At 64.6% G+C, this 19,908-nt stretch carries 24 protein-coding genes and 1 pseudogene; 11 read left to right on the top strand and 14 right to left on the bottom strand.

Features of this window, described 5'->3' with window-relative positions:
• Positions 1 to 32: 32 nt before the first annotated feature.
• On the top strand, positions 33 to 884 hold the full coding sequence (gene rhtA / locus JLK41_RS11285; RefSeq protein ID WP_179554086.1) for a threonine/homoserine exporter RhtA: 852 nt from the start codon (positions 33 to 35) through the stop codon (positions 882 to 884).
• On the opposite strand, the gene JLK41_RS11280 is transcribed toward rhtA, so the two are convergent.
• The 6 genes from JLK41_RS11280 to JLK41_RS11260 are packed head-to-tail and all read right to left on the bottom strand — an operon-like array spanning position 881 to position 5,179.
• Positions 881 to 2,638 (bottom strand): ABC transporter transmembrane domain-containing protein, encoded by a 1,758-nt coding sequence (locus JLK41_RS11280; RefSeq protein WP_210391021.1) that lies wholly within the window; start codon positions 2,636 to 2,638, stop codon positions 881 to 883. The genes rhtA and JLK41_RS11280 overlap by 4 nt on opposite strands.
• 8 nt (positions 2,639 to 2,646) lie before the next feature.
• A complete protein-coding gene (locus JLK41_RS25510; protein ID WP_342357379.1) occupies positions 2,647 to 2,832 on the bottom strand; it encodes a DoxX-like family protein in 186 nt (61 codons plus the stop codon).
• A 2-nt stretch (positions 2,833 to 2,834) separates the two neighbouring features.
• Positions 2,835 to 2,996 carry a hypothetical protein gene (locus JLK41_RS25505; protein WP_342357378.1) on the bottom strand — a complete coding sequence of 54 codons (162 nt, stop codon included), beginning with the start codon at positions 2,994 to 2,996 and terminating at the stop codon, positions 2,835 to 2,837.
• 36 nt (positions 2,997 to 3,032) lie between these two features.
• On the bottom strand, positions 3,033 to 3,467 hold the full coding sequence (locus JLK41_RS11270; protein ID WP_047584302.1) for a thiol-disulfide oxidoreductase DCC family protein: 435 nt from the start codon (positions 3,465 to 3,467) through the stop codon (positions 3,033 to 3,035).
• Complete coding sequence (locus tag JLK41_RS11265) at positions 3,464 to 4,054, bottom strand: DUF1287 domain-containing protein (RefSeq protein ID WP_210391020.1); 591 nt, start codon at positions 4,052 to 4,054, stop codon at positions 3,464 to 3,466. Before JLK41_RS11265 ends, JLK41_RS11270 begins: the two co-directional genes overlap by 4 nt.
• 9 nt (positions 4,055 to 4,063) lie before the next feature.
• The gene (locus JLK41_RS11260) at positions 4,064 to 5,179 is read right to left on the bottom strand and encodes an ATP-NAD kinase family protein (protein WP_037051871.1); all 1,116 of its coding nucleotides are present in this window, start codon (positions 5,177 to 5,179) and stop codon (positions 4,064 to 4,066) included.
• Positions 5,180 to 5,326: 147 nt separating this feature from the next.
• Between JLK41_RS11260 and JLK41_RS11255 the strand changes: the two genes are divergently transcribed.
• On the top strand, positions 5,327 to 5,500 hold the full coding sequence (locus tag JLK41_RS11255) for a PA1571 family protein (protein ID WP_179554083.1): 174 nt from the start codon (positions 5,327 to 5,329) through the stop codon (positions 5,498 to 5,500).
• A 37-nt stretch (positions 5,501 to 5,537) separates the two neighbouring features.
• Here JLK41_RS11255 and msrB read toward each other — a convergent pair whose 3' ends face one another.
• A complete protein-coding gene (msrB, locus tag JLK41_RS11250) occupies positions 5,538 to 5,933 on the bottom strand; it encodes a peptide-methionine (R)-S-oxide reductase MsrB (protein ID WP_037051870.1) in 396 nt (131 codons plus the stop codon).
• 280 nt (positions 5,934 to 6,213) lie between these two features.
• On the opposite strand from msrB, the gene JLK41_RS11245 reads away from it, so the two are divergent.
• From JLK41_RS11245 to htpX, 3 genes are all read left to right on the top strand, one after another.
• Positions 6,214 to 7,425 carry a pyridoxal phosphate-dependent aminotransferase gene (locus tag JLK41_RS11245; RefSeq protein ID WP_037051869.1) on the top strand — a complete coding sequence of 404 codons (1,212 nt, stop codon included), beginning with the start codon at positions 6,214 to 6,216 and terminating at the stop codon, positions 7,423 to 7,425.
• A 6-nt stretch (positions 7,426 to 7,431) separates the two neighbouring features.
• Positions 7,432 to 7,878 carry a hypothetical protein gene (locus JLK41_RS11240; RefSeq protein ID WP_037051868.1) on the top strand — a complete coding sequence of 149 codons (447 nt, stop codon included), beginning with the start codon at positions 7,432 to 7,434 and terminating at the stop codon, positions 7,876 to 7,878.
• 93 nt (positions 7,879 to 7,971) lie between these two features.
• Positions 7,972 to 8,844, top strand: coding sequence for a protease HtpX (gene htpX / locus JLK41_RS11235; protein WP_037051867.1), 873 nt, complete (start codon positions 7,972 to 7,974; stop codon positions 8,842 to 8,844).
• A 58-nt stretch (positions 8,845 to 8,902) separates the two neighbouring features.
• On the opposite strand, the pseudogene JLK41_RS11230 reads toward htpX, so the two are convergent.
• Positions 8,903 to 9,560, bottom strand: a pseudogene (locus JLK41_RS11230) (thiopurine S-methyltransferase).
• A gap of 105 nt (positions 9,561 to 9,665) precedes the next feature.
• Between JLK41_RS11230 and JLK41_RS11225 the strand changes: the two are divergent.
• Complete coding sequence (locus tag JLK41_RS11225; RefSeq protein ID WP_210391019.1) at positions 9,666 to 10,433, top strand: DODA-type extradiol aromatic ring-opening family dioxygenase; 768 nt, start codon at positions 9,666 to 9,668, stop codon at positions 10,431 to 10,433.
• On the opposite strand, the gene JLK41_RS11220 is transcribed toward JLK41_RS11225, so the two are convergent.
• Positions 10,430 to 11,014 carry a TetR/AcrR family transcriptional regulator gene (locus JLK41_RS11220; RefSeq protein ID WP_210391018.1) on the bottom strand — a complete coding sequence of 195 codons (585 nt, stop codon included), beginning with the start codon at positions 11,012 to 11,014 and terminating at the stop codon, positions 10,430 to 10,432. The two genes, JLK41_RS11225 and JLK41_RS11220, sit on opposite strands and share 4 nt — an antisense overlap.
• 104 nt (positions 11,015 to 11,118) lie before the next feature.
• On the opposite strand from JLK41_RS11220, the gene JLK41_RS11215 reads away from it, so the two are divergent.
• Positions 11,119 to 11,556, top strand: coding sequence for a hotdog fold domain-containing protein (locus JLK41_RS11215; RefSeq protein WP_037051863.1), 438 nt, complete (start codon positions 11,119 to 11,121; stop codon positions 11,554 to 11,556).
• A 38-nt stretch (positions 11,557 to 11,594) separates the two neighbouring features.
• Here JLK41_RS11215 and JLK41_RS11210 read toward each other — a convergent pair whose 3' ends face one another.
• Positions 11,595 to 12,584 carry a YhdH/YhfP family quinone oxidoreductase gene (locus JLK41_RS11210; protein ID WP_037051862.1) on the bottom strand — a complete coding sequence of 330 codons (990 nt, stop codon included), beginning with the start codon at positions 12,582 to 12,584 and terminating at the stop codon, positions 11,595 to 11,597.
• A 48-nt stretch (positions 12,585 to 12,632) separates the two neighbouring features.
• A complete protein-coding gene (sohB, locus tag JLK41_RS11205) occupies positions 12,633 to 13,652 on the bottom strand; it encodes a protease SohB (protein ID WP_037051861.1) in 1,020 nt (339 codons plus the stop codon).
• A 199-nt stretch (positions 13,653 to 13,851) separates the two neighbouring features.
• Between sohB and JLK41_RS11200 the strand changes: the two genes are divergently transcribed.
• The 4 genes from JLK41_RS11200 (at position 13,852) to JLK41_RS11185 (ending at position 17,067) form a co-directional block, all read left to right on the top strand.
• Positions 13,852 to 14,550: a histidine phosphatase family protein gene (locus JLK41_RS11200; RefSeq protein ID WP_210391017.1), complete on the top strand. Its 699-nt coding sequence runs from the start codon at positions 13,852 to 13,854 to the stop codon at positions 14,548 to 14,550.
• Between the two features lie 57 nt (positions 14,551 to 14,607).
• Positions 14,608 to 14,919 (top strand): SCP2 sterol-binding domain-containing protein, encoded by a 312-nt coding sequence (locus tag JLK41_RS11195; protein ID WP_037051859.1) that lies wholly within the window; start codon positions 14,608 to 14,610, stop codon positions 14,917 to 14,919.
• A 296-nt stretch (positions 14,920 to 15,215) separates the two neighbouring features.
• A complete protein-coding gene (locus tag JLK41_RS11190) occupies positions 15,216 to 16,283 on the top strand; it encodes a phosphotransferase family protein (RefSeq protein WP_037051858.1) in 1,068 nt (355 codons plus the stop codon).
• A gap of 16 nt (positions 16,284 to 16,299) precedes the next feature.
• Entirely contained in the window at positions 16,300 to 17,067 is a 768-nt protein-coding gene (locus JLK41_RS11185; RefSeq protein WP_210391016.1) for an SDR family oxidoreductase, read from the top strand.
• Positions 17,068 to 17,146: 79 nt separating this feature from the next.
• Here JLK41_RS11185 and JLK41_RS11180 read toward each other — a convergent pair whose 3' ends face one another.
• From JLK41_RS11180 to JLK41_RS11170, 3 genes are all read right to left on the bottom strand, one after another.
• Positions 17,147 to 17,941, bottom strand: coding sequence for an ABC transporter permease (locus tag JLK41_RS11180; protein ID WP_037051856.1), 795 nt, complete (start codon positions 17,939 to 17,941; stop codon positions 17,147 to 17,149).
• Positions 17,938 to 18,870 (bottom strand): ABC transporter ATP-binding protein, encoded by a 933-nt coding sequence (locus tag JLK41_RS11175; protein WP_037051855.1) that lies wholly within the window; start codon positions 18,868 to 18,870, stop codon positions 17,938 to 17,940. Before JLK41_RS11175 ends, JLK41_RS11180 begins: the two co-directional genes overlap by 4 nt.
• A 280-nt stretch (positions 18,871 to 19,150) precedes the next feature.
• Entirely contained in the window at positions 19,151 to 19,813 is a 663-nt protein-coding gene (locus JLK41_RS11170) for a transglutaminase-like domain-containing protein (protein WP_047589316.1), read from the bottom strand.
• Between the last annotated feature and the right edge of the window lie 95 nt (positions 19,814 to 19,908).

Raw genomic sequence — 19,908 nt, 5'->3', positions numbered from 1 at the left:
TTTTTCGTTGAACAGCACCAGGACACAGCCTCATGCCCCGCCCCGCCCTCCTTGTCCCCATCGCCCTGCTCGTGGTGGCCATGACCTCGATCCAGAGCGGCGCATCGCTGGCCAAGAACCTGTTCCCCCTGGTCGGCGCCGAAGGCACCACGGCCCTGCGCCTGGTGCTTGGCGCGATCATCCTGTCGCTGGTGATGCAGCCCTGGCGCGCCAGGCTCGACCTGCGCAAGTGCCATGCCCTGCTCGCCTACGGCCTGGCCCTCGGCGGCATGAACCTGTTGTTCTACATGTCGCTGCAGAGCATTCCGCTGGGCATCGCCGTCGCCCTGGAGTTCACCGGGCCGCTGGCCCTGGCGCTGTTCTCGTCGCGACGCCTGCTGGATTTCGTCTGGGTAATCCTGGCCATCGCCGGCCTGTGGCTGCTGCTGCCCACCGGCGCGACGCAAAGCGCCATCGATCCGCTCGGCGCGGGCCTGGCACTTGGCGCCGGCGTATGCTGGTCGCTGTACATCATCTTCGGCCAGAAAGCCGGCGCGCAGCATGGCCGTCATACTGTCGCGCTGGGCACCTGGGTTGCCGCATTGCTGGTCCTGCCGGTCGGCCTGTGGCACGCCGGCGGCGACCTGTTCGACCTCGACCTGCTGCCCATCGCCCTCGGCGTGGCGGTGATGTCATCGGCGCTGCCGTACAGCCTGGAAATGATAGCCCTGACACGCATGCCCGCGCGCACCTTCAGCGTGCTGATGAGCCTGGAGCCGGCGATAGCCGCGCTCTGTGGCTTGATCTTCCTCGGCGAGAAGCTGCTTTGGGGACAGTGGCTGGCCGTGGCGGCGATCATCATCGCCTCGACCGGCGCCGCCGCCACCATCAAGCCGCAACGTTAACTGCCGAACTGCAGCTCTGCCAGGCGCGCATACAGCGCGCTGCTGTCGATCAGCTCGGCATGCCGGCCAATGGCGGCCAGACGCCCGCGCTCGATCACCGCGATGCGGTCGGCCTGCTTCACCGTGGCCAGACGATGGGCGATCACCAGGGTCGTGCGCCCGGCCATCAGCGACGGCAACGCCTGCTGGATCAGGTGCTCGCTTTCGGCGTCCAGCGCACTGGTCGCCTCGTCCAGCAGCAGGATCGGCGCATCGGCGAGCAAGGCGCGGGCAATCGCCAGGCGCTGGCGCTGCCCACCGGACAAGCCCAGCCCCGCCTCGCCCAGATGTGTCTGATAGCCCTGCGGCAGGCGCTGAATGAACTCGTGCGCATGCGCGGCGCGCGCAGCGGCCTCGACCTCGGCCTGACTCGCATCCAGGCGACCATAGCGGATGTTGTCTTCGATCGAGCCGTAGAACAGCGCCGGGTTCTGCGACACCAGCGCGAAGCAGGCACGCAGCTCACGTGGATCGAGCTGATCGATCGGCACCCCGTCGATGAGGATACGCCCTTGCTGTGGGTCGAAGAAGCGCAGCAGCAGATCGAACAGGGTCGACTTGCCGGCCCCGGAGGGGCCCACCAGCGCCAGCGTCTCGCCCGCGGCTACCTGCAGGTCGACGCCGTCGATGGCATAGCTGTCCGCACGTGACGGATAGGCGAAGCGCACCCCCTGCAACTCGATGCGCCCCTGCACTGGCCGCTGCAGCGGCTGCGACCGTTCCGGCGCCACGATGGCGTTGCGCGAACGCAGCAGCTCGCCGATGCGCTCGGCCGCCCCGGCTGCACGCTGCAGCTCGCCGATCACCTCGCTCAGCGTACCGAAGGACGAGCCGACGATCAGGCTGTAGAACACGAAGGCCGCCAGCTCGCCACCGGAAATGCGTCCGGCGATGACATCCATGCCGCCGACCCAGAGCATCACCCCCACCGCGCCGAGCACCAGCACGATCACCACCGTGATCAGCCAGGAGCGCTGGGCGATGCGCTTGCGCGCGACATCGAAGGCCGCCTCGGCGGACTCGCCGAAACGCCGCTTGTCTTCATCCTGGTGGTTGTAGGCCTGCACGGTCTTGATCTGCCCCAGCACCTCGCCGACGTAGCTGCCGACGTCGGCCACGCGATCCTGACTCTGCCGCGACAGCGCCCGCACGCGCCGGCCGAACAGCAGGATGGGCACCACCACCAGCGGCAAGGCCAGCAGCACGATGCCGCTGAGCTTGGGGTTGGTGACCACCAGCAGGATGCTGCCGCCGATGAGCATGATCAGGTTGCGCAGCGCCATCGACAGCGATGAACCGATCACCGATTGCAGCAAGGTGGTGTCGGCGGTCAGCCGCGACTGGATCTCCGAACTGCGGTTGCTCTCGTAGAAACCGGGGTGCAGCTCGATCAGGTGATCGAACACCCGGCGGCGGATGTCGGCGACCACCCGTTCACCGATCCACGACACCAGGTAGAACCGCGTGTAGGTGCCGAACGCCAGTGCCAGCACCAGCACGAAGAACAGCAGCAGGGAATGCCGCAACGCGGCCGGTGACTGCGTGGCCAGGCCCTGGTCCACCAGCAGCTTGATGCCCTGGCCCATGGACAGGGTGATGGCCGCCGTGAACAGCAGCGCCAGCAGTGCACCCAGCACGCGGCCGCGATACGGCGCGATGAAGCGCCAGGCCAGGCGGACGGCGCCACGCTGGCGAGAAGAAAGCATCGATGTCATGACAGGTCTCAGGAGTCAGCAGCCGAGGGCGCTTCGGCCAGCCAGGCCACTGCGCACAAGGCCAGCGCAGCCAGGTTGGTGGAAAGCGGGTTGAACGCCTGAAGCAACAGATGGGGACTGAACAGCGCAACATCAAGCCGCAGCACCAGCAATACCGCGACAGCGACCCGCAGCGGCCAGCGCCGGCGACGCATCGTCAGCAGAACGATACCCGGAGTATTTCCCCCGCGCCGGCGATGCGGGCGATCAGTTCCGGCGCGAACAGCGGGTGCTGCGGAAGCCCATGGACACCGATCATCGCCACCTCGTCAGGACTGAGCCAGAGGATCTTCGGCGCCAGCCGATGCCAGATGAACACCAGTGCCGGGGCCAGGCGATCCGCACCAGACGCGGCTCAGTCATGCAGGAAGCGTTCGCCATGGTCGGCCGTGGGCAGCAGGCAGACGTCATGCCGACCGAACAGGCGGTAGCGATTCAGCGCGATCCGGTCATAGCACCAGTCACGCAGCGGCCTGGGCACCAGGCGCAGCCAGCTCAACCCGCGCCACGGCCAGGGCAGCCTGGCGAGAATGCGCAGCAGCGCGGAGGAACGCAGGTGCAAGCCCTGCTCGTCGATCAGCGCCATACTGTCGAAGTGATCGGTCGGCAGGCCGTACCAGGCCAGCAGCGCCTGACCCTGTGCGGACTGCACCGAGGCCAGACGAAAGCGTCGTTCGGGGTCATGCCGGATGAGAAACTTCGCCCAGCCGTTGCACAGCTTGCAGACGCCGTCGAACAGCACGACGCGCTCTCCAGCAGCCAGCCCCGGCGGCAGATTCGACTGCGTCATCGCGCGGCACTCGCCTGTTGCGCCTGCGGGCGATAATGGCCGGTGATCCGGAAGGTGAACAGGATGTCCTCCTCCTGCGTGCCACGGCCGATGTTGTGCAGCACCAGCGGCACGCCATCTGGCGCCCGACGGTCGCTGACGATGCCGATATGGGTGAGGCCACGCCCCAGATCCCAGGTGACGATGTCACCGGCCGCGTAGGCGGCTGGCTCCTGGCTGACCGGCAGGGACCAGCCCTGGCGCGCGAACCAGGTCATCAGGTTCGGCACGCGGCGATGGTCGATGTTGCTGTCCGCCCGCTTCAGCCCCCAGTGCTGCGGATACACCGCGAAGTTGCCACGCATGTCGCGGTGCACCGCCTCCTGCAGGTCCAGCCCCTGCTCGCGCAACGCCCGGATCACCACATCGGTGCAGACCCCGGTGGCCATGGGTACATCGCCGCCCGGGTAGCTCAGGCGCCGGTACGCCGGATCATAGCTCAGGGTCACACCCACCTGCTTGCGCGCATCCAGCACCAGCCGGTCGGCCTCGATGGCTTGCGCGGCGAACGCCAGCGACCAGGCCAGCAGCAGCATCACTACCCGCATTTCGATCTCCTATCGACTCAGGGGATAAAGCAATTCTTCCTTGTAGCCTGCCCAGACCCGCACGGCATCGGGAAAGGCGTCGTCCAGCGTCACGTCGCCGCTGTCGACCAGCAGCGGACGGCCTTCCAGCGTCGCCAGCTTGCGCTTGGTGGCGACCACCCGCAGGCGCTCCAGGCCGACTTCGCGCAGCACGCGCGGGCTGATCTGCTGATTGCCACGGCCGATGACATGCCCCTGGCCGCCGATGGCGGTCACCAGGATGTAGGCGGGATGGCCAGCGACCAGGGCGAACAGTTCGGCCTCGTTGACGTCGCGGGCGATCACCTGACCATCCTCGATCACGTCGACGCCCAGCAAGGTTGTTTCCAGCCCCAGGTTCTGCGCCAGGCCGTGCAGGGTCGAACCGGGGCCGAACACATAGCGCACGCCCGACTCCCACTCTGCTTCCAGCCAGGCAGCAAGGTCGGCCAGCACCAGCTCCTCGGACTCCATGCCGCCCTGCTTGACCGCCTGCACATAGCCGCCCTCCTGCGGCACGCACAGTTCGCCGTACCAGCGCGCGGTAACGCGCCCCTCACGCAGGGCGCTCTCATCGATATCGCGCACCTCGCCACTGGCCAGGCGCACCAGGCCGCCCTCCACCAGGCGAGCGGTCAACTCGCCCGCCGCGCGCGGGCTGATGGCATAGACCCCGGACTGGATCTTCACCCCGGCCGGGATGCCCAGCACCGGCTGCCCGTCTCGCACCACCGCGCAGACATCGCGCGCCGTCCCGTCACCCCCGGCGAAGAGGATCAGCGCCACACCGGCATCCTGCAGTTGCTGCACGGCGCGCCGGGTATCCTCGGCAGTGGTCGGCTGCGCACCCAGCGAGCCCAGCAGGCGGTGCTCGAAACCCATCTGCGCCAGCAGATCGCCGCCCATGGCACCGGGATAGGTGACGAACTCGATACGCTCATGCAAGCCCTGCAGCTGTTCGAGCGCGGTACGCGTACGCTGCGCCGCCTTGGCCTCGACACCCAGCGCCAAAGCCTGCTCGGCCATGCCATCGCTGCCCTTGAACGCAGCCGGACCGCCAAGCCCGGCCAATGGATTGATGATCAGCCCAACATGAAAACGCGACATGTATTCCTCGTTCCGCGCAGGCTGGCACGCAGCCTGCAATACCACTTTCGCACTGTGTTTCGTGACGGAATTCCGCCGTCGCAGCTGTCACCGCGCCTTCATCTGGACTTCCTAGAATGGCGCGCATCATTGATCAGGAGACAGGCCATGAGCTTGCACGACAACGCCGCCCAACACCCCGACACATCGGCCCGGCAACTGCCGGTCGGGGGCTTCGTCATCGACGCCGAAGGCCGCGAAGTGCCCATCACCGAAGACATGATCCAGCGCGCCTGCAGCGAACTGGAAGAAAACCGCCAGGCCAGCGACAAGCCGGATTGAATCGCACGCCAGACAGGATCGAGCCTGGCGCGCAGGCTCAATCGCGCGGTACCAGCTTCAGCGACAGCGAGTTGATGCAGTAACGCAGCCCGGTAGGCCGTGGCCCATCGGGAAACACATGCCCCAGATGGGCATCGCACTTGGCGCACTTGACCTCGATGCGGTGCATGCCGTGGCTGAAATCGTCGACGCTGGCGACCACCTCGTCGTTGACCGGCTGGAAATAGCTCGGCCAGCCACTGCCGGAATCGTACTTGGCAGCGGAATCGAACAGCGCCTCGCCGCAGCAGGCGCAATGGTAGATACCCGGCGTCTTGCTGTCATGGTACTCGCCAGTGAACGGCCGCTCCGTGCCCCCCAGGCGGCACACGTGAAATTGCTCCTGCGACAGCTCTTCGCGCCAGGTTTCCAGGGATTTGTCGACTTTATCCACGGGCTGCTTTCCTCCTCGACGATCAGGTGAACGGTGGCGACGGTGAATCTTCGTGATCACGGCCAGTCCAGGCGCAGTCCGCACGGCACTGCCGCCATCCTCCGCCTCGTTGCCAGGGTAGCAGGCATGAAAAAAGCCCGACTGGTACCTTTGCCGCGATCAGGTCGCCACGTATGATTCGACCCCAGTCTGTCACCCACGTTACAGGCTGCCAAGACTCACCCACGGGGAATCTCGGCAGCCTGAGCCGGTGGGTTCTTCATAGATCGGGATCCCATACATGCAGGTCAGCAAATCGAACAAGCTCGCCAACGTCTGCTACGACATCCGCGGGCCCGTGCTCAAGCACGCCAAACGCCTGGAAGAGGAAGGCCACCGCATCCTCAAGCTGAACATCGGCAACCCGGCACCGTTCGGTTTCGAAGCACCGGAAGAGATCCTCCAGGACGTCATCCGCAACCTGCCGACCGCACAGGGCTACAGCGACTCCAAGGGGCTGTTTAGCGCGCGCAAGGCGGTGATGCAGTACTACCAGCAGAAGCAGGTCGAAGGCGTCTCCATCGAGGACATCTACCTCGGCAACGGCGTCTCCGAACTGATCGTCATGGCCATGCAGGCCCTGCTCAACAACGGTGACGAAGTGCTGATCCCGGCGCCCGACTACCCGCTGTGGACCGCCGCCGTGGCGCTGTCCGGCGGCAAGCCGGTGCACTACCTGTGCGACGAACAGGCCGGCTGGTTCCCCGACATCGCCGACATGCGCGCCAAGATCACCCCGAACACCAAGGCGCTGGTACTGATCAACCCGAACAACCCGACCGGCGCGGTGTATTCGCGGGAAGTCCTGCAGGACATCGTCGAACTGGCCCGCCAGCACAACCTGGTGATCTTCTCCGACGAGATCTACGACAAGATTCTCTACGACGAAGCCGTGCACATCAGCACCGCCTCGCTGGCACCGGACGTGCTCTGCCTGACCTTCAACGGCCTGTCCAAGAGCTACCGCGTGGCGGGCTTCCGCTCCGGCTGGGTAGCCATCTCCGGGCCCAAGCACCGGGCACAGAGCTACATCGAGGGGCTCGACATCCTGGCCAACATGCGCCTGTGCGCCAACGTGCCGAGCCAGCATGCGATCCAGACCGCCCTCGGCGGCTACCAGAGCATCAACGATCTGGTGCTGCCCAACGGCCGTCTGCTGGAACAGCGCAACCGCGCCTGGGAGCTGCTCAACGACATCCCCGGCGTCAGTTGCGTCAAACCCATGGGCGCGCTGTACGCATTCCCGAAGATCGACCCCAAGGTCTGCCCGATCCACAACGACGAGAAGTTCGTCCTCGACCTGCTGCTCTCGGAAAAGCTGCTGATCGTGCAGGGCACCGCCTTCAACTGGCCCTGGCCCGACCACTTCCGCGTGGTCACCCTGCCCCGTGTCGACGACCTGGAGCAGGCCATCGGCCGCATCGGCAACTTCCTCAAGGGCTACAGCCAGTAAACCGGCATGGACCTGCAGATAGACGATTTCTACAAGGACGCGGCCAGCGGCCTGCTCATGCTCTACCAGGCCTTCCCGCGCAAGATGGCGCTGTACGTGGAAGACCTGATTGGGCGTGAGGAACCGGACGAGTTCGGCCTGCCCAGCAAACGCCATCAGGCCTGTCTCGGCGCACTGCTGTGGCTGGCCGAGGAAGGCTACCTGCGCTTCGAGTCGACCATCGCCTACGATGCGCTGGATCAGGCGGTGCTGACCGAGAAAGGCTTCCTGCGCCTGTCGCGCTCCATTCCCCACGCCCTGCGCGAAGGCGAAGTGCTGCCGCCGAGCGTGCGCCGCGTGCACGCAACGCTGGCCTTCCAGCTGCGCGAAGCCCTGGCGCAGCGCCACGGCGAGCGCACCGCACGGCTGACTCGCCTGCTGTTCGAGAGCACGCTGCACGGCCAAGAGACATAGTTTGAAATAGTCGCCGGTTGAAAGCCCCGGGGGCGCGCCCTTATATAGCCCGCATTACTCGTACGTCTTTCCCGTGAGGAGTCCGTTCACACCATGATGCGCATTATGTTGTTCCTGGCCACCAACCTGGCGGTCCTGGTTATCGCCAGCATCACTCTCAAACTGCTGGGCGTCGACCGCTTCACTGGCCAGAACCACGGCAGCCTGCTGATCTTCTGCGCCGTGTTCGGCTTCGCCGGCTCGCTGGTCTCGCTGTTCCTCTCCAAGTGGATGGCGAAGATGAGCACCGGCACGCAGATCATCACCCAGCCGCGCACCCGCCACGAACAGTGGCTGCTGCAGACCGTCGAGGAGCTGTCCCGCGAAGCCGGCATCAAGATGCCGGAAGTCGGCATCTTCCCGGCCTACGAGTCCAACGCCTTCGCCACCGGCTGGAACAAGAACGATGCGCTGGTCGCCGTCAGCCAGGGCCTGCTCGAGCGTTTCTCGCCGGATGAAGTACGCGCGGTGCTGGCCCACGAGATCGGCCACGTCGCCAACGGCGACATGGTCACCCTGGCGCTGATCCAGGGCGTGGTGAACACCTTCGTCATGTTCTTCGCACGCATCTTCGGCAACTTCGTCGACAAGGCGATCCTGAAGAACGAGGAAGGTCACGGCATCGGCTATTTCGTCGCGACCATCTTCGCCGAACTGGTACTGGGCATCCTGGCCAGCATCATCGTCATGTGGTTCTCGCGCAAGCGCGAGTACAAGGCCGACGAAGCCGGCGCCCGCCTGGCCGGTACCGGTGCGATGATCGCCGCCCTGCAGCGCCTGCGTGCCGAACAGGGCGTGCCGGTACAGATGCCCGACAGCCTCACCGCCTTCGGCATCAACGGCGGCCTGAAGAATGGCCTCGCCGGCTTGCTGATGAGCCACCCGCCGCTGGAAGACCGCATCGAGGCGCTGCGCCGCCTCGGCTGATCGACAGCCGCAAAAGAAAAGGCGACCCCAGGGTCGCCTTTTTCATGACGCTGCCGAATCAGCGCCGCGTGAGGTGGAACACCACCTCGTCCACCGCCTCGAGCTGGTTCTCGCTGAAGCGCGGATTGCCGCTCAGCACATCCTTGCGTTCGACCTCCTGCAGCGCCCAGCCCCCGCTGAAGAGGCGCTCGGCCTCGGCATCCTCGACCGAGAATGGCGGGCCATCCATGCGCTGCTGGTCGTAGACCAGGGTCACCAGCAGCCCCTGACAGGCAGCCGGCAATATCGCCTGCAGGTGCGCGGCGTAGCGCTCGCGCATCTCGGCCGGCAAGGCGATCAGCGCCGCACGGTCATAGAACGCCTGGCAGCCGGCAACGTCCTCGCCAGTCAGGGCGAAGAAATCGCCACAGAGAATCTGCAGGTTGCCGGCGGCATAGACCTTGTACGCACCGCGTTGCGATATCTGCGGCTGCACATCGCGCTCGGCGAAGAAATCCTGCACGGCGCGCTCGGCCAGCTCCACGCCGATCACCGCATGCCCCCTGCTCCGCCAGCCAGGCCAGGTCGAGGCTCTTGCCGCACAGCGGCACCAGCACCGTCGCCTGCGCCGGCAACCCCAGGGCAGACCAGTGACGACGCAGGTAGCCGTTGACCTTCTCCTGGTGAAAACCAATCTGGCTACGCGCCCAACGATCCTGCCAGAACGCCTCGTGCATCAGAAACCCTCCATGAAATTCGATAGGAATACTCAATAATTTATACTGGAAGTCGATACATCCAGCGCCGAAGATGGCCACATCCTACTTCAGGAGCCAACTTCCATGCTGCCTTCCCTGTACATTTCCCATGGTTCCCCCATGCTCGCCCTGGAGCCCGGCGCCAGCGGCCCGGCACTGGCGCGCCTGGCCAGCGAACTGCCGCGGCCGCAGGCCATCCTGGTGGTCTCCGCGCACTGGGAAAGCCGGCGCCTGCTGCTCACGGCGGCTGAACGACCGGAAACCTGGCACGACTTTGGTGGCTTTCCCGCGGCGCTCTACGCCGTGCAATACCCGGCCCCCGGCGCTCCGCAGCTGGCCGAGACGATCGCCCGGCAACTGGACGCCGCCGGCCTGCCTGCCGAGCTGGACGCACGCCGCCCCTTCGACCATGGCGCCTGGGTCCCGCTGTCACTGATGTATCCGGACGCGGACATCCCGCTGCTGCAACTGTCGCTGCCCAGCCAGCTCGGCCCCGAGCTGCAGACGCGCGTGGGCCGAGCGCTGGCGAGCTTGCGCGAGCAAGGCATATTGCTGATCGGTTCCGGCAGCATCACCCACAATCTCGGCGAACTGGACTGGCGGGCCGGGCCGGATGTCGTCACACCCTGGGCCAAGGCGTTTCGCGACTGGATGGTGGAGCAACTCGAAGCCGGGGACGAGCAGGCGCTGCACCACTACCGCCAGCGGGCGCCAAGCGCCGTGCGCAACCACCCCAGCGAAGAGCACCTGCTACCGCTGTTCTTCGCCCGTGGCGCTGGCGGCAGCTTCTCCGTGGCGCACACAGGCTTCACCTACGGCGCACTGGGCATGGACATCTACCGCTTCGACTAGCCGTCGTTCCTCACGCTGTCCCAGGCGATCTGCGCCAGCAGCTCGCGGCAATCGCGCAGCTCGCTGCGGGTCCGCCCAGCCAGCCAGTTGCGCGCCAGATCCTGCGTCGGACCGATCACCACCGAGGCGAAGCAGTCATCCGGCAGTGCCTTGAACAGCCCCTGCTGACGGTATTCGGCCAGCGCCGCGAAAATCTGCGCGAAGTGCGCGCGGTTGGCCTCGCGCAGCGCATCACCCATCTCCCCCGCCTCGACCCGACTGCGGCTGTGCAGAATGAAGCGCGCCCAGTCCGGGTTGGCCACCACCCAGTCGATGTAGCTGGTCACCAGCAGCCTGACGCAGGCCTCGGCGCTGTCTGCGCTGGCGAAACCGCGTTGCAGCATTTGCGCGTACTGCGCGGTGCCGCTCATGTACAACGCGGCGATGATCCGTTCCTTGTTGCCGAAGTGGTGATACAGACTGCCGATGCTCGCACCGGAGCGGTCACGGATCATCTCGATGGTGGTGCCATCGACCCCCTGCTCGGTGACGCAGGCCAGTGCGGCCTGGAGGATTTCGTCTTTGCGTGATGGACGGGCCATGCCGCTCCTCGATGACTAGAATATTTTTCTAGAATAATTTTCTAACGCTCGTATACTGCCTCGGCGCGCGCTCATCTTCAATCGCAGACACGCAGGAGAGAGTCATGAGTCAGATGTTGCAGATGTTCCAGCAGGCCGGCGCTGCCCAGTTCAGCGCGATGATCGGCCAGGTCGCCCCCTACTTCGCCAGCATCGCCCCGCAGATGGTCGAGTTGCGCCCCGGCTACGCCGAGGTGCATTTCGCCAAGCGTCGCGAAGTGCTGAACCATATCGGTACGGTGCACGCCATCGCCCTGTGCAACGCGGCGGAACTGGCCGCCGGCAGCATGACCGATGCCTCGATTGCCAGCGGTTGCCGCTGGATTCCCAAGGGCATGACGGTGGAATACCTGGCCAAGGCCGATGGCGACATCCGCGCGGTGGCCGACGGCAGCGCGGTGGACTGGAGCCAGACCGGCGACATCAGCGTGCCGGTGATGGCCTACGTCGGCGACAAGCCGGTATTCCGCGCCGAGATCACCATGTACGTCAGCCAGGCCTGAAAACACGAGGCCCGTCATGACGGGCCTCGTACCTGCATTCAGTCCAGTCGCACCAGGATACGGCCGACCATGCCGCCGGAAAGTATGCGCTCGATGGCTGCCGGCAACTCCGCCAGGCCAATTTCCTGGCACAGCGGCGCAAGATCGAGTTTCCACTGCAGCGAGAGCTTGTCCCACATCGACGCCTTGACCACCAGTGGCAGCTCCACCGAGTCCACGCCCAGCAGGTTGACCCCACGCAGGATGAACGGCAGCACGTTGGCCTGGAAGCCAACGCCGGCCGTCAGCCCGCAGCAGGCCACACTGGCGCTGTGACGCAGCGACTTGACCACGTTGAACAGAATCTCGCCGCCCACGGTGTCCACCGCGCCGGCCCAGCGCTCCTTGAGCAGCGGACGCTCACCACCCTGCTGCAGCTCCTCGCGGCTGACGATCTCGTCGGCCCCGAGCCCACGCAGGAAATCGCCCTGCTCGGCCTTGCCGGTCGCGGCGGCGACCCGGTAGCCCAGTTGCTTGAGCAGCACCACGGCAATGCTGCCAACGCCGCCCGTGGCGCCGGTGACCAGCACCGTGCCGGCCTCGGGAACCACACCGGCCTGCTCCAGCTTGTCCACGCACAGTGCGGCAGTCAGTCCGGCGGTGCCGAGGATCATCGCCTCGCGCAGCGGCAAGCCCTGCGGGCGCTTGATCGCCCAGGCAGCCGGCACGCGGATGTACTGGCCAAAACCGCCCGCCGTGTTCATGCCCAGGTCGTAGCCGGTGACGATCACCTCGTCGCCCACCGCGAACTCGGCCACGCCGGACGCCTCGACCACCCCGGCGGCGTCGATCCCCGGCGTATGCGGATACGCCTTGGTGACACCACGGTTGCCGCTGGCGGACAGTGCATCCTTGTAGTTGAGCGAGGAGTAGCGCACCCGGATCAACAGCTCGCCCTGCGGCAACTGTTCGACGTTGCGCCCGACCACTTCACGCTTGAAGGCGCCAGTGGCGTCTTCGCTGACCAGCAAGGCCTTGAACTCAGTCATCACCCTCTCCTCTTGTCATTGTTCGCGGTGTACGCCGTACACGAAGCGCTACCAGAAACGCTGCTGATTGAGACGACTCAACCAGGTCAGGACGAAGCGGTCCAGCGCCATGCTGGCAGCCAGGCCGACACGCTCCTGCAGGCTCTTCTTCTGAGCGAAGTGCAGATGGAACAGTTCAGCCTCGGCGGCCCGCTCGGCCAGGTACTGGTCGCTGGTCTTCAGCTCATCCACCAGCAGCCGCTCCTGCGCCGCCATGCCCAGCCAGACCTCGCCGGTGGCGATGGCATCGATGTCCAGTTGCGGGCGATAGCGCGCGACGAAGCCCTTGAACAGCTCGTGCGTGGTTTCCAGGTCTTCCTGGAACTTCTCCCGGCCTTTCTCGGTGTTCTCGCCGAATACGGTCAGGGTACGCTTGTATTCGCCGGCGGTGAGCACTTCGAAGTCGATCTCGTGCTTCTTCAGCAGGCGGTGCACGTTCGGCAGCTGCGCCACCACGCCGATGGAGCCGAGGATGGCGAACGGCGCGCTGAGGATCTTCCCGCCGATGCAGGCCATCATGTAGCCGCCGCTGGCCGCCACCTTGTCCACGCATACCGTCAGCGGTATGCCGGCATCGCGGATGCGCACCAGTTGCGAGGACGCCAGGCCGTAGCTGTGCACCATGCCACCCCCGCTTTCCAGGCGCAGCACCACCTCGTCATCGGCCTTGGCCATCGACAGCAGCGCCGTGACCTCGTGGCGCAGGTTCTCGGTGGCCGATGCCTTGATGTCGCCATCGAAGTCGAGCACGAACACCCGCGCCTTGCTCGACGGCGCCTTCTTCTCCTGCTTGGCTGCCTTGGCCTCGGCCTTGCGCACGGTCTTGAGCTGATCCTTCGACAGCACGCTGTGCTCGAGACGCTCGCGCAGGTCCTTGTAGAAATCGTTGAGCTTCTGCACCTGCAACTGGCCGTTGCCGCGTCGCCCCTTGCCGCGCGTGGCGGCCACCACCAGCAACACCGCGACGATGGCGACCAGCACGGTCAGGGTCTTCGCCAGAAAGCTGGCGTACTCGCTAAGAAACTCCACGGATCCCCCTTGGGTAATACAGCGGCGCCTGGGCGCACAAAGGCTCAAGCATACCGGCGCGGCAACGGGTCGGCCAAGCGCGATGGCGGTTCAGGAATGCCATACAAGCATTTCAAACAAGCGTATGTTTTTTCATTGACAGCCCCCGAGCTTCCTCATAACCTCGCGAAACCTTCAACGTGCCGAGACCGATACGGACGTGGGCAGCATTTACCTGATTCGACATGGCCAGGCTTCATTCGGTGCAGACGACTACGATGTCCTGTCTCCCGTCGGTGTACGCCAGGCCGAAGTGCTGGGCGAGCACCTCGAGCAGCTCGGCATCGTTTTCGATCGCTGCGTCAGCGGCAGTCTGCGCCGCCAGCAGCATACGGCCACGTCGGCCCTGCAGCGCATGAGCAGCGCCCCGGCGCTGGACATCGACGCCGCCTTCAACGAGTTCGATGCCGACGCGGTGATCCGCAGCCTGCTGCCCGGTCTGCTGCCCGAAGAACCCGAGGCGCTGCACATCCTGCGCAACGGCGCGCAGAACCGTGCCGAGTTCCAGCGCCTGTTCGCCAAGCTGATCCAGCGCTGGGTATCGGGCGAGCACGACACGCCCGAGCTGCAAAGCTGGCAGGCCTATGTCGAGCAGGTCGCCGGCGGCCTGCAGCGGATTCTCGAACAGGCCCACAGCAAACAGAACATCGCCATCTTCACGTCCGGCGGCACCATCACCGCCCTGCTGCGCCTGATCACCGGCGTACCGGCAGAGAAGGCCTTCGACCTGAACTGGCAAATCGTCAACACCTCGCTCAGCCTGCTGAAGTTTCGCGGCAGCGAGGTAAGTCTGGCTTCCTTCAACAGCCATGTGCATTTACAGCTGCTGAAGGCGCCGGAGCTCATCACCTACCGTTGAGCTCCAGCCCACTGCGGCCATCAGGCTGCGCGAAAAACCCGAGAAAAGGATAAGACCATGAGCGTTGCTGACATCGTCCAAACCATGCAATCCAAGTTCAACGCCAGCGCCGCTGCGGGCCTGGATCTGGTATTCCAGTTCAACATCGAAGATGGCGAGAACTACGCACTGATCGTCAAGGATGGCACCTGCGCCATCGAACAAGGCGACAACCCGAACGCCAACGTGACCCTGATCATGGACAGCGAAACCCTCAAGGGTATCGTCAGCGGCGAAACCGACGGCATGCAGGCCTTCATGGCTGGCAAGCTGCGCGCCGAAGGCGACATGATGCTGGCGATGAAGCTGGGCGAACTGTTCCCGGTCTGATCGGCGAGCCGAGCGCAAGACACGAAAACCGGAGTCCTGGACTCCGGTTTTTTATTGCCCGGCATCCTGGACGGCACCCTTGCAGACTGCCGCCAGGCGACGTCAAAAGCGTTCTCCTTGAATTTTTTCCACACCGGTGCACTGGCGAACGGCTCAGCGCGAAGATGACTGATCAGGCAGTTTGATCGTGGTGCAACACGCCCGCCTATAACGGCGCGTATTGCTTGTGACAGCCTGAGTGCAGCATTAGATTAGCCAATTATCTAGGGCACCCATCATAAGTAGAAGGGATAAGCATGGCGCTCACTGACCAGTCCACCCGTATCCGCTCAGGCGAAGAGCTCGACGCCAGCGTCATCGACGCCTACCTCAAGGCCAACATTCCCGGCCTGAGCGGCGAAGCCAGGATCAGCCAGTTCCCTGGCGGCGCTTCCAACCTGACCTACCTGATCGAGTACCCGCAGCAGGAGTTCGTCCTGCGCCGTCCGCCGTTCGGCCACAAGGCCAAGTCGGCGCACGACATGGGCCGCGAGTACCGCATCCTCAACCAGCTCAACGCAGGTTTCCCCTACTGCCCCAAAGCCTACGTGCACTGCACCGACGACGCGGTGATCGGCGCCGAGTTCTACGTCATGGAGCGCGTCAAGGGCATCATCCTGCGCTCCGAGATGCCGGCCGAGCTGAACTTCACCCCGGAGCAGACCAGTGCCCTGTGCAAGAGCTTCATCGACAAGCTGGTGGAGCTGCACAACGTCGATTACAACGCCTGCGGCCTGGGTGACCTGGGCAAGCCCGAGGGTTACGTCGAGCGTCAGATCAAGGGCTGGAGCGATCGCTACGAGAAAGCCCTGACCCCGGATGCGCCGACCTGGGAACCGGTCAAGGCCTGGCTGAACGACAAGATGCCGGCCGACCATCACAAGCCGGGCATCGTGCACAACGACTACCGCTTCGACAACGTCATCCTCGACCCGAACAACCCGATGCAGATCATCGGCGTGCTCGACTGGGAAATGACCACCATCGGCGACCCGCTGATGGACCTGGGCAACACCCTGGCCTACTGGATCGAAGCCGGCGACCCGGCGCCGGTGCAGCTGATGCGCCGCCAACCGAGCAACGCCCCCGGCATGCTCACCCGCCAGCAGTTCGTCGACTACTACGCCGAGCAGGCCGGCATCGAGATCAACAGCTTCGATTTCTACTACACCTACGGCCTGTTCCGCCTGGCCGGCATCGTGCAGCAGATCTACTACCGCTTCTATCACGGCCAGACCCAGGACAAGCGCTTCGCCCAGTTCATCCACATGAACAAGCTGCTGGAACAGATGTGCCTGCAGGTCATCGGCAAATCCACTCTCTAACCCCGGGGTAACCACCATGTCCAAGACCCAACTGTTCGATCTCGACGGCAAGATCGCCTTCGTCTCCGGCGCCAGCCGTGGCATCGGCGAGGCCATCGCCAAGCTGCTGGCCCAGCAAGGTGCCCATGTGATCGTATCCAGCCGCAAGACCGAAGGCTGCCAGGCCGTGGCCGACGCCATCGTCGCGGAAGGTGGCAAGGCCACCGCGATCGCCTGCCACATCGGCGAGATGGAGCAGATCACCAGCGTCTTCGCGCAGATCAAGGAGCAGTTCGGTCGCCTCGACATCCTGGTCAACAACGCCGCCACCAACCCGCAGTTCTGCAATGTGCTGGACACCGACCTGGGTGCCTTCCAGAAGACCGTGGACGTGAACATCCGTGGCTACTACTTCATGTCCATCGAAGGCGGCAAGCTGATGAAGGAAAACGGGGGTGGCAGCATCATCAACGTCGCCTCGATCAACGGCGTCTCCCCCGGCGAGTTCCAGGGTATCTACTCGGTGACCAAGGCTGCGGTGATCAGCATGACCAAGGTGTTCGCCAAGGAGTGCGCGCAGTTCGGCATTCGCTGCAACGCGCTGCTGCCGGGCCTGACCGACACCAAGTTCGCCTCGGCGCTGACCAAGAACGACGCCATTCTCAAGCACGCCCTGCAGCGCATCCCGCTCAAGCGTGTGGCCGACCCGAGCGAGATGGCCGGCGCCGTGCTGTACCTGGCCAGCGAAGCCTCCAGCTACACCACCGGTGTGGCCCTCAACGTGGACGGTGGCTTCCTCTCCTAAGGCCCTGGCCAGAATGAAAAAGGCACCCGATGGGTGCCTTTTTCGTTTCAGGACGACCAGCCACACGCACGAACCGGTTTCACTGACGCATCCCGCGACCACTGACCAGCAGGCGGATGCACAGCGTGTAGAGCGCCGCGGTGGCCAGCAGCATGAAACCGATGGCCACGCCGATACGGATGTCCGACACCCCGAGGATGCCGTAGCGGAAGGCGTTGACCATGTGCAGGATCGGGTTGCCCAGCGAGACCGCCTGCCAGAACGGCGGCAGCAGGGTGATGGAATAGAACACCCCGCCCAGATAGGTCAGCGGCGTCAGCACGAAGGTCGGAATGATCGAGATGTCGTCGAAGTTGCGTGCGTACACCGCATTGACGAAGCCACCGAGGGAGAAGATGGTCGCCGTCAGCAGCACCACCAGCACGGTCACGCCGAGGTGATGCACCTGCAGGTGGGTGAAGAACAGCGACAGCATGGTGACGATCACGCCCACCGCCAGCCCACGCAGCACACCCCCGACGACGAAGCCGATGAGGATGGTGTGCGGCGATACCGGCGACACCAGCAGCTCCTCGACGTTGCGCTGGAACTTGCTGCCGAAGAAGCTCGACACCACGTTGCCGTAGCTGTTGGTGATCACCGACATCATGATCAGCCCCGGGACGATGTACTCCATGTAGGTGAAACCGCCCATGTCGCCGATCTGCCGGCCGATCAGATTGCCGAAGATGACGAAGTACAGAACCATGGTGATCGCCGGCGGCAGCAGGGTCTGCGGCCAGATGCGCAGGAAGCGCCGCACCTCGCGGTGGACGATGGTACGCAGGGCCACCAGGTTGGCGGCGAATTCGCTGTTGAGGTACTGGGTATTCATTGCGCCACCTTGGCCAGGTTCTTTTCCACCAGGGAGACGAACAGCTCCTCCAGGCGATTGGTCTTGTTGCGCAGGCTGAGCACCTGCACCTGCTGCTGCGCCAGTTGCTGGAACAGGGCATTGAGGCCCTGGCTCTTCTCCACCTGCACCTCCAGGGTGTGGTGGTCGAGCAGGCGCGCCGGGTAGCCGACCAGGTCAGGCGCCTCGCGGTAGGAGTCCTGCAGGTCGAGCAGGAAGGTCTCGACGTGCAGCTTCTTCAGCAGGTCCTTCATGCTGCTCAGCTCGACGATGCGACCATGGTCGATGATGCCGATGTTGCGGCACAGCTGCTCGGCCTCCTCCAGATAGTGGGTGGTGAGGATGATGGTGATGCCCTGCTTGTTCAGGTCGGTGAGGAAGCTCCACATCGAGCGACGCAACTCGATGTCCACCCCGGCGGTGGGCTCGTCGAGGATCAGCAGGCGCGGCTGATGCACCAGCGCGCGGGCGATCATCAGGCGCCGTTTCATGCCACCGGACAGCTCGCGCGAGGCGACATCACGCTTCTCCCACAACCCGAGCTGGGTCAGGTACTGCTCGGCACGCTCCTTGGCGATGGAGCGCGGAATGCCGTAGTAGCCGGCCTGGGTGACGACGATGTCGAACACCTTCTCGAACTGGTTGAAGTTGAATTCCTGCGGCACCACGCCCAGACAGCGCTTGAGCGCATAGGGCTCGCGGTCGAGGTCGTGGCCGAACACATTGACCGTACCGCTGCTCTTGTTCACCAGCGTGGAGAGAATGCCGATGGTGGTGGACTTGCCGGCGCCGTTGGGTCCGAGCAAGGCGAAGAAGTCTCCCTCGGCGACGTCCAGATCGATGCCGTGCAGGGCCTGGAAGCCGTTTCCGTAGGTCTTGGTCAACTGGCGAATGGTCAGGGCGGAGCTCATGTAGATGGGGTTTCCCGCGCGAGTGAGGTCATTGAAGGCAGCTCTGAAAACATGGACGAAGCAGTCAGCACGATACCGACGGCGGCCCTGCGAGAACAGGCGAAAAGCGCTCGCAGCCGCGCTGCAGATCAGCCGGGCCAGCAAAGCGTTTTCAGAGATGCCTTGTTGATGAGGGCGAAGAGGCGTGATTGCAACCAGGTGTTTCCGCTCTTCGCAGGCATGCACCCTACCGACCCTGGCGTGCGGAGAAAAGGCCGTCGTGACGATCTTGACTATCGACTCAGTCGATAACGCCCGCCTCGCGCTGCATGTCGCCGCTGGGTTGCTGCGCGCCCGGCTCGAACAGATGTGGGTAGCAGTGGCGCAGATGGCCGAAGAACAGCTGCTCGGGCAGGTCCTCGAACTGGCCGTGGTCCTGCAGGTATTCCATGTAGCGCTCGCCCTGCTCGTTGTAGGGGTGGAAGACGCTGTCACAGGTACCGTCGAACGCCAGCGGCGCCACCTTGAACACCCGGCACAGCGCCTCGTTGAACGCAGGCGTGGCCTTGACCCAGCGACCATCGAGGTACAGCTCGGTATAGCCATGCATGGCGAACACCTCGCTGCGCAACAGCTCCAGCAGACGCGGGGTGGACAGGTGATTGCGCACGTCGGCCAGGCCGATGCGCGCTGGAATGCCGCAGTGCCGGGCGCAGGCCGCGAGCAGGATGGCCTTCGGCACGCAATAGGACTCCCCCGCCAGCAACGCATGGCTGGCCTTCAGCGTCTGTGCATCGAGGCTGAAGGCATAGGGGTTGTAGCGAATCTCGTCACGCACGGCGAGATAGAGTGCGACAACCTGACTGCGCGGTTCTCGTGACGCACCACGGTAACGTTCGGCGAACTCGATTACCCTCGGGTGGTCACTGTCAATGAAGCGGCCGGGACGTAGGTAGGTCTGCATGGGGGCTCCTGAAGTTCGTTTCAGTGTAAGCCTGCCGATTGCGCCAACTTAACGACGATCCGGCCAAGCTCACCGCCCTTGCCGCCATTTATAGC

The sequence above is a fragment of the Ectopseudomonas khazarica genome (genome assembly GCF_017915135.1).
GTDB lineage: Bacteria > Pseudomonadota > Gammaproteobacteria > Pseudomonadales > Pseudomonadaceae > Aquipseudomonas > Aquipseudomonas khazarica.
The sequence above is the reverse complement of the archived record's forward strand: the minus strand, read 5'-3'. Positions and strand labels throughout refer to the sequence as shown.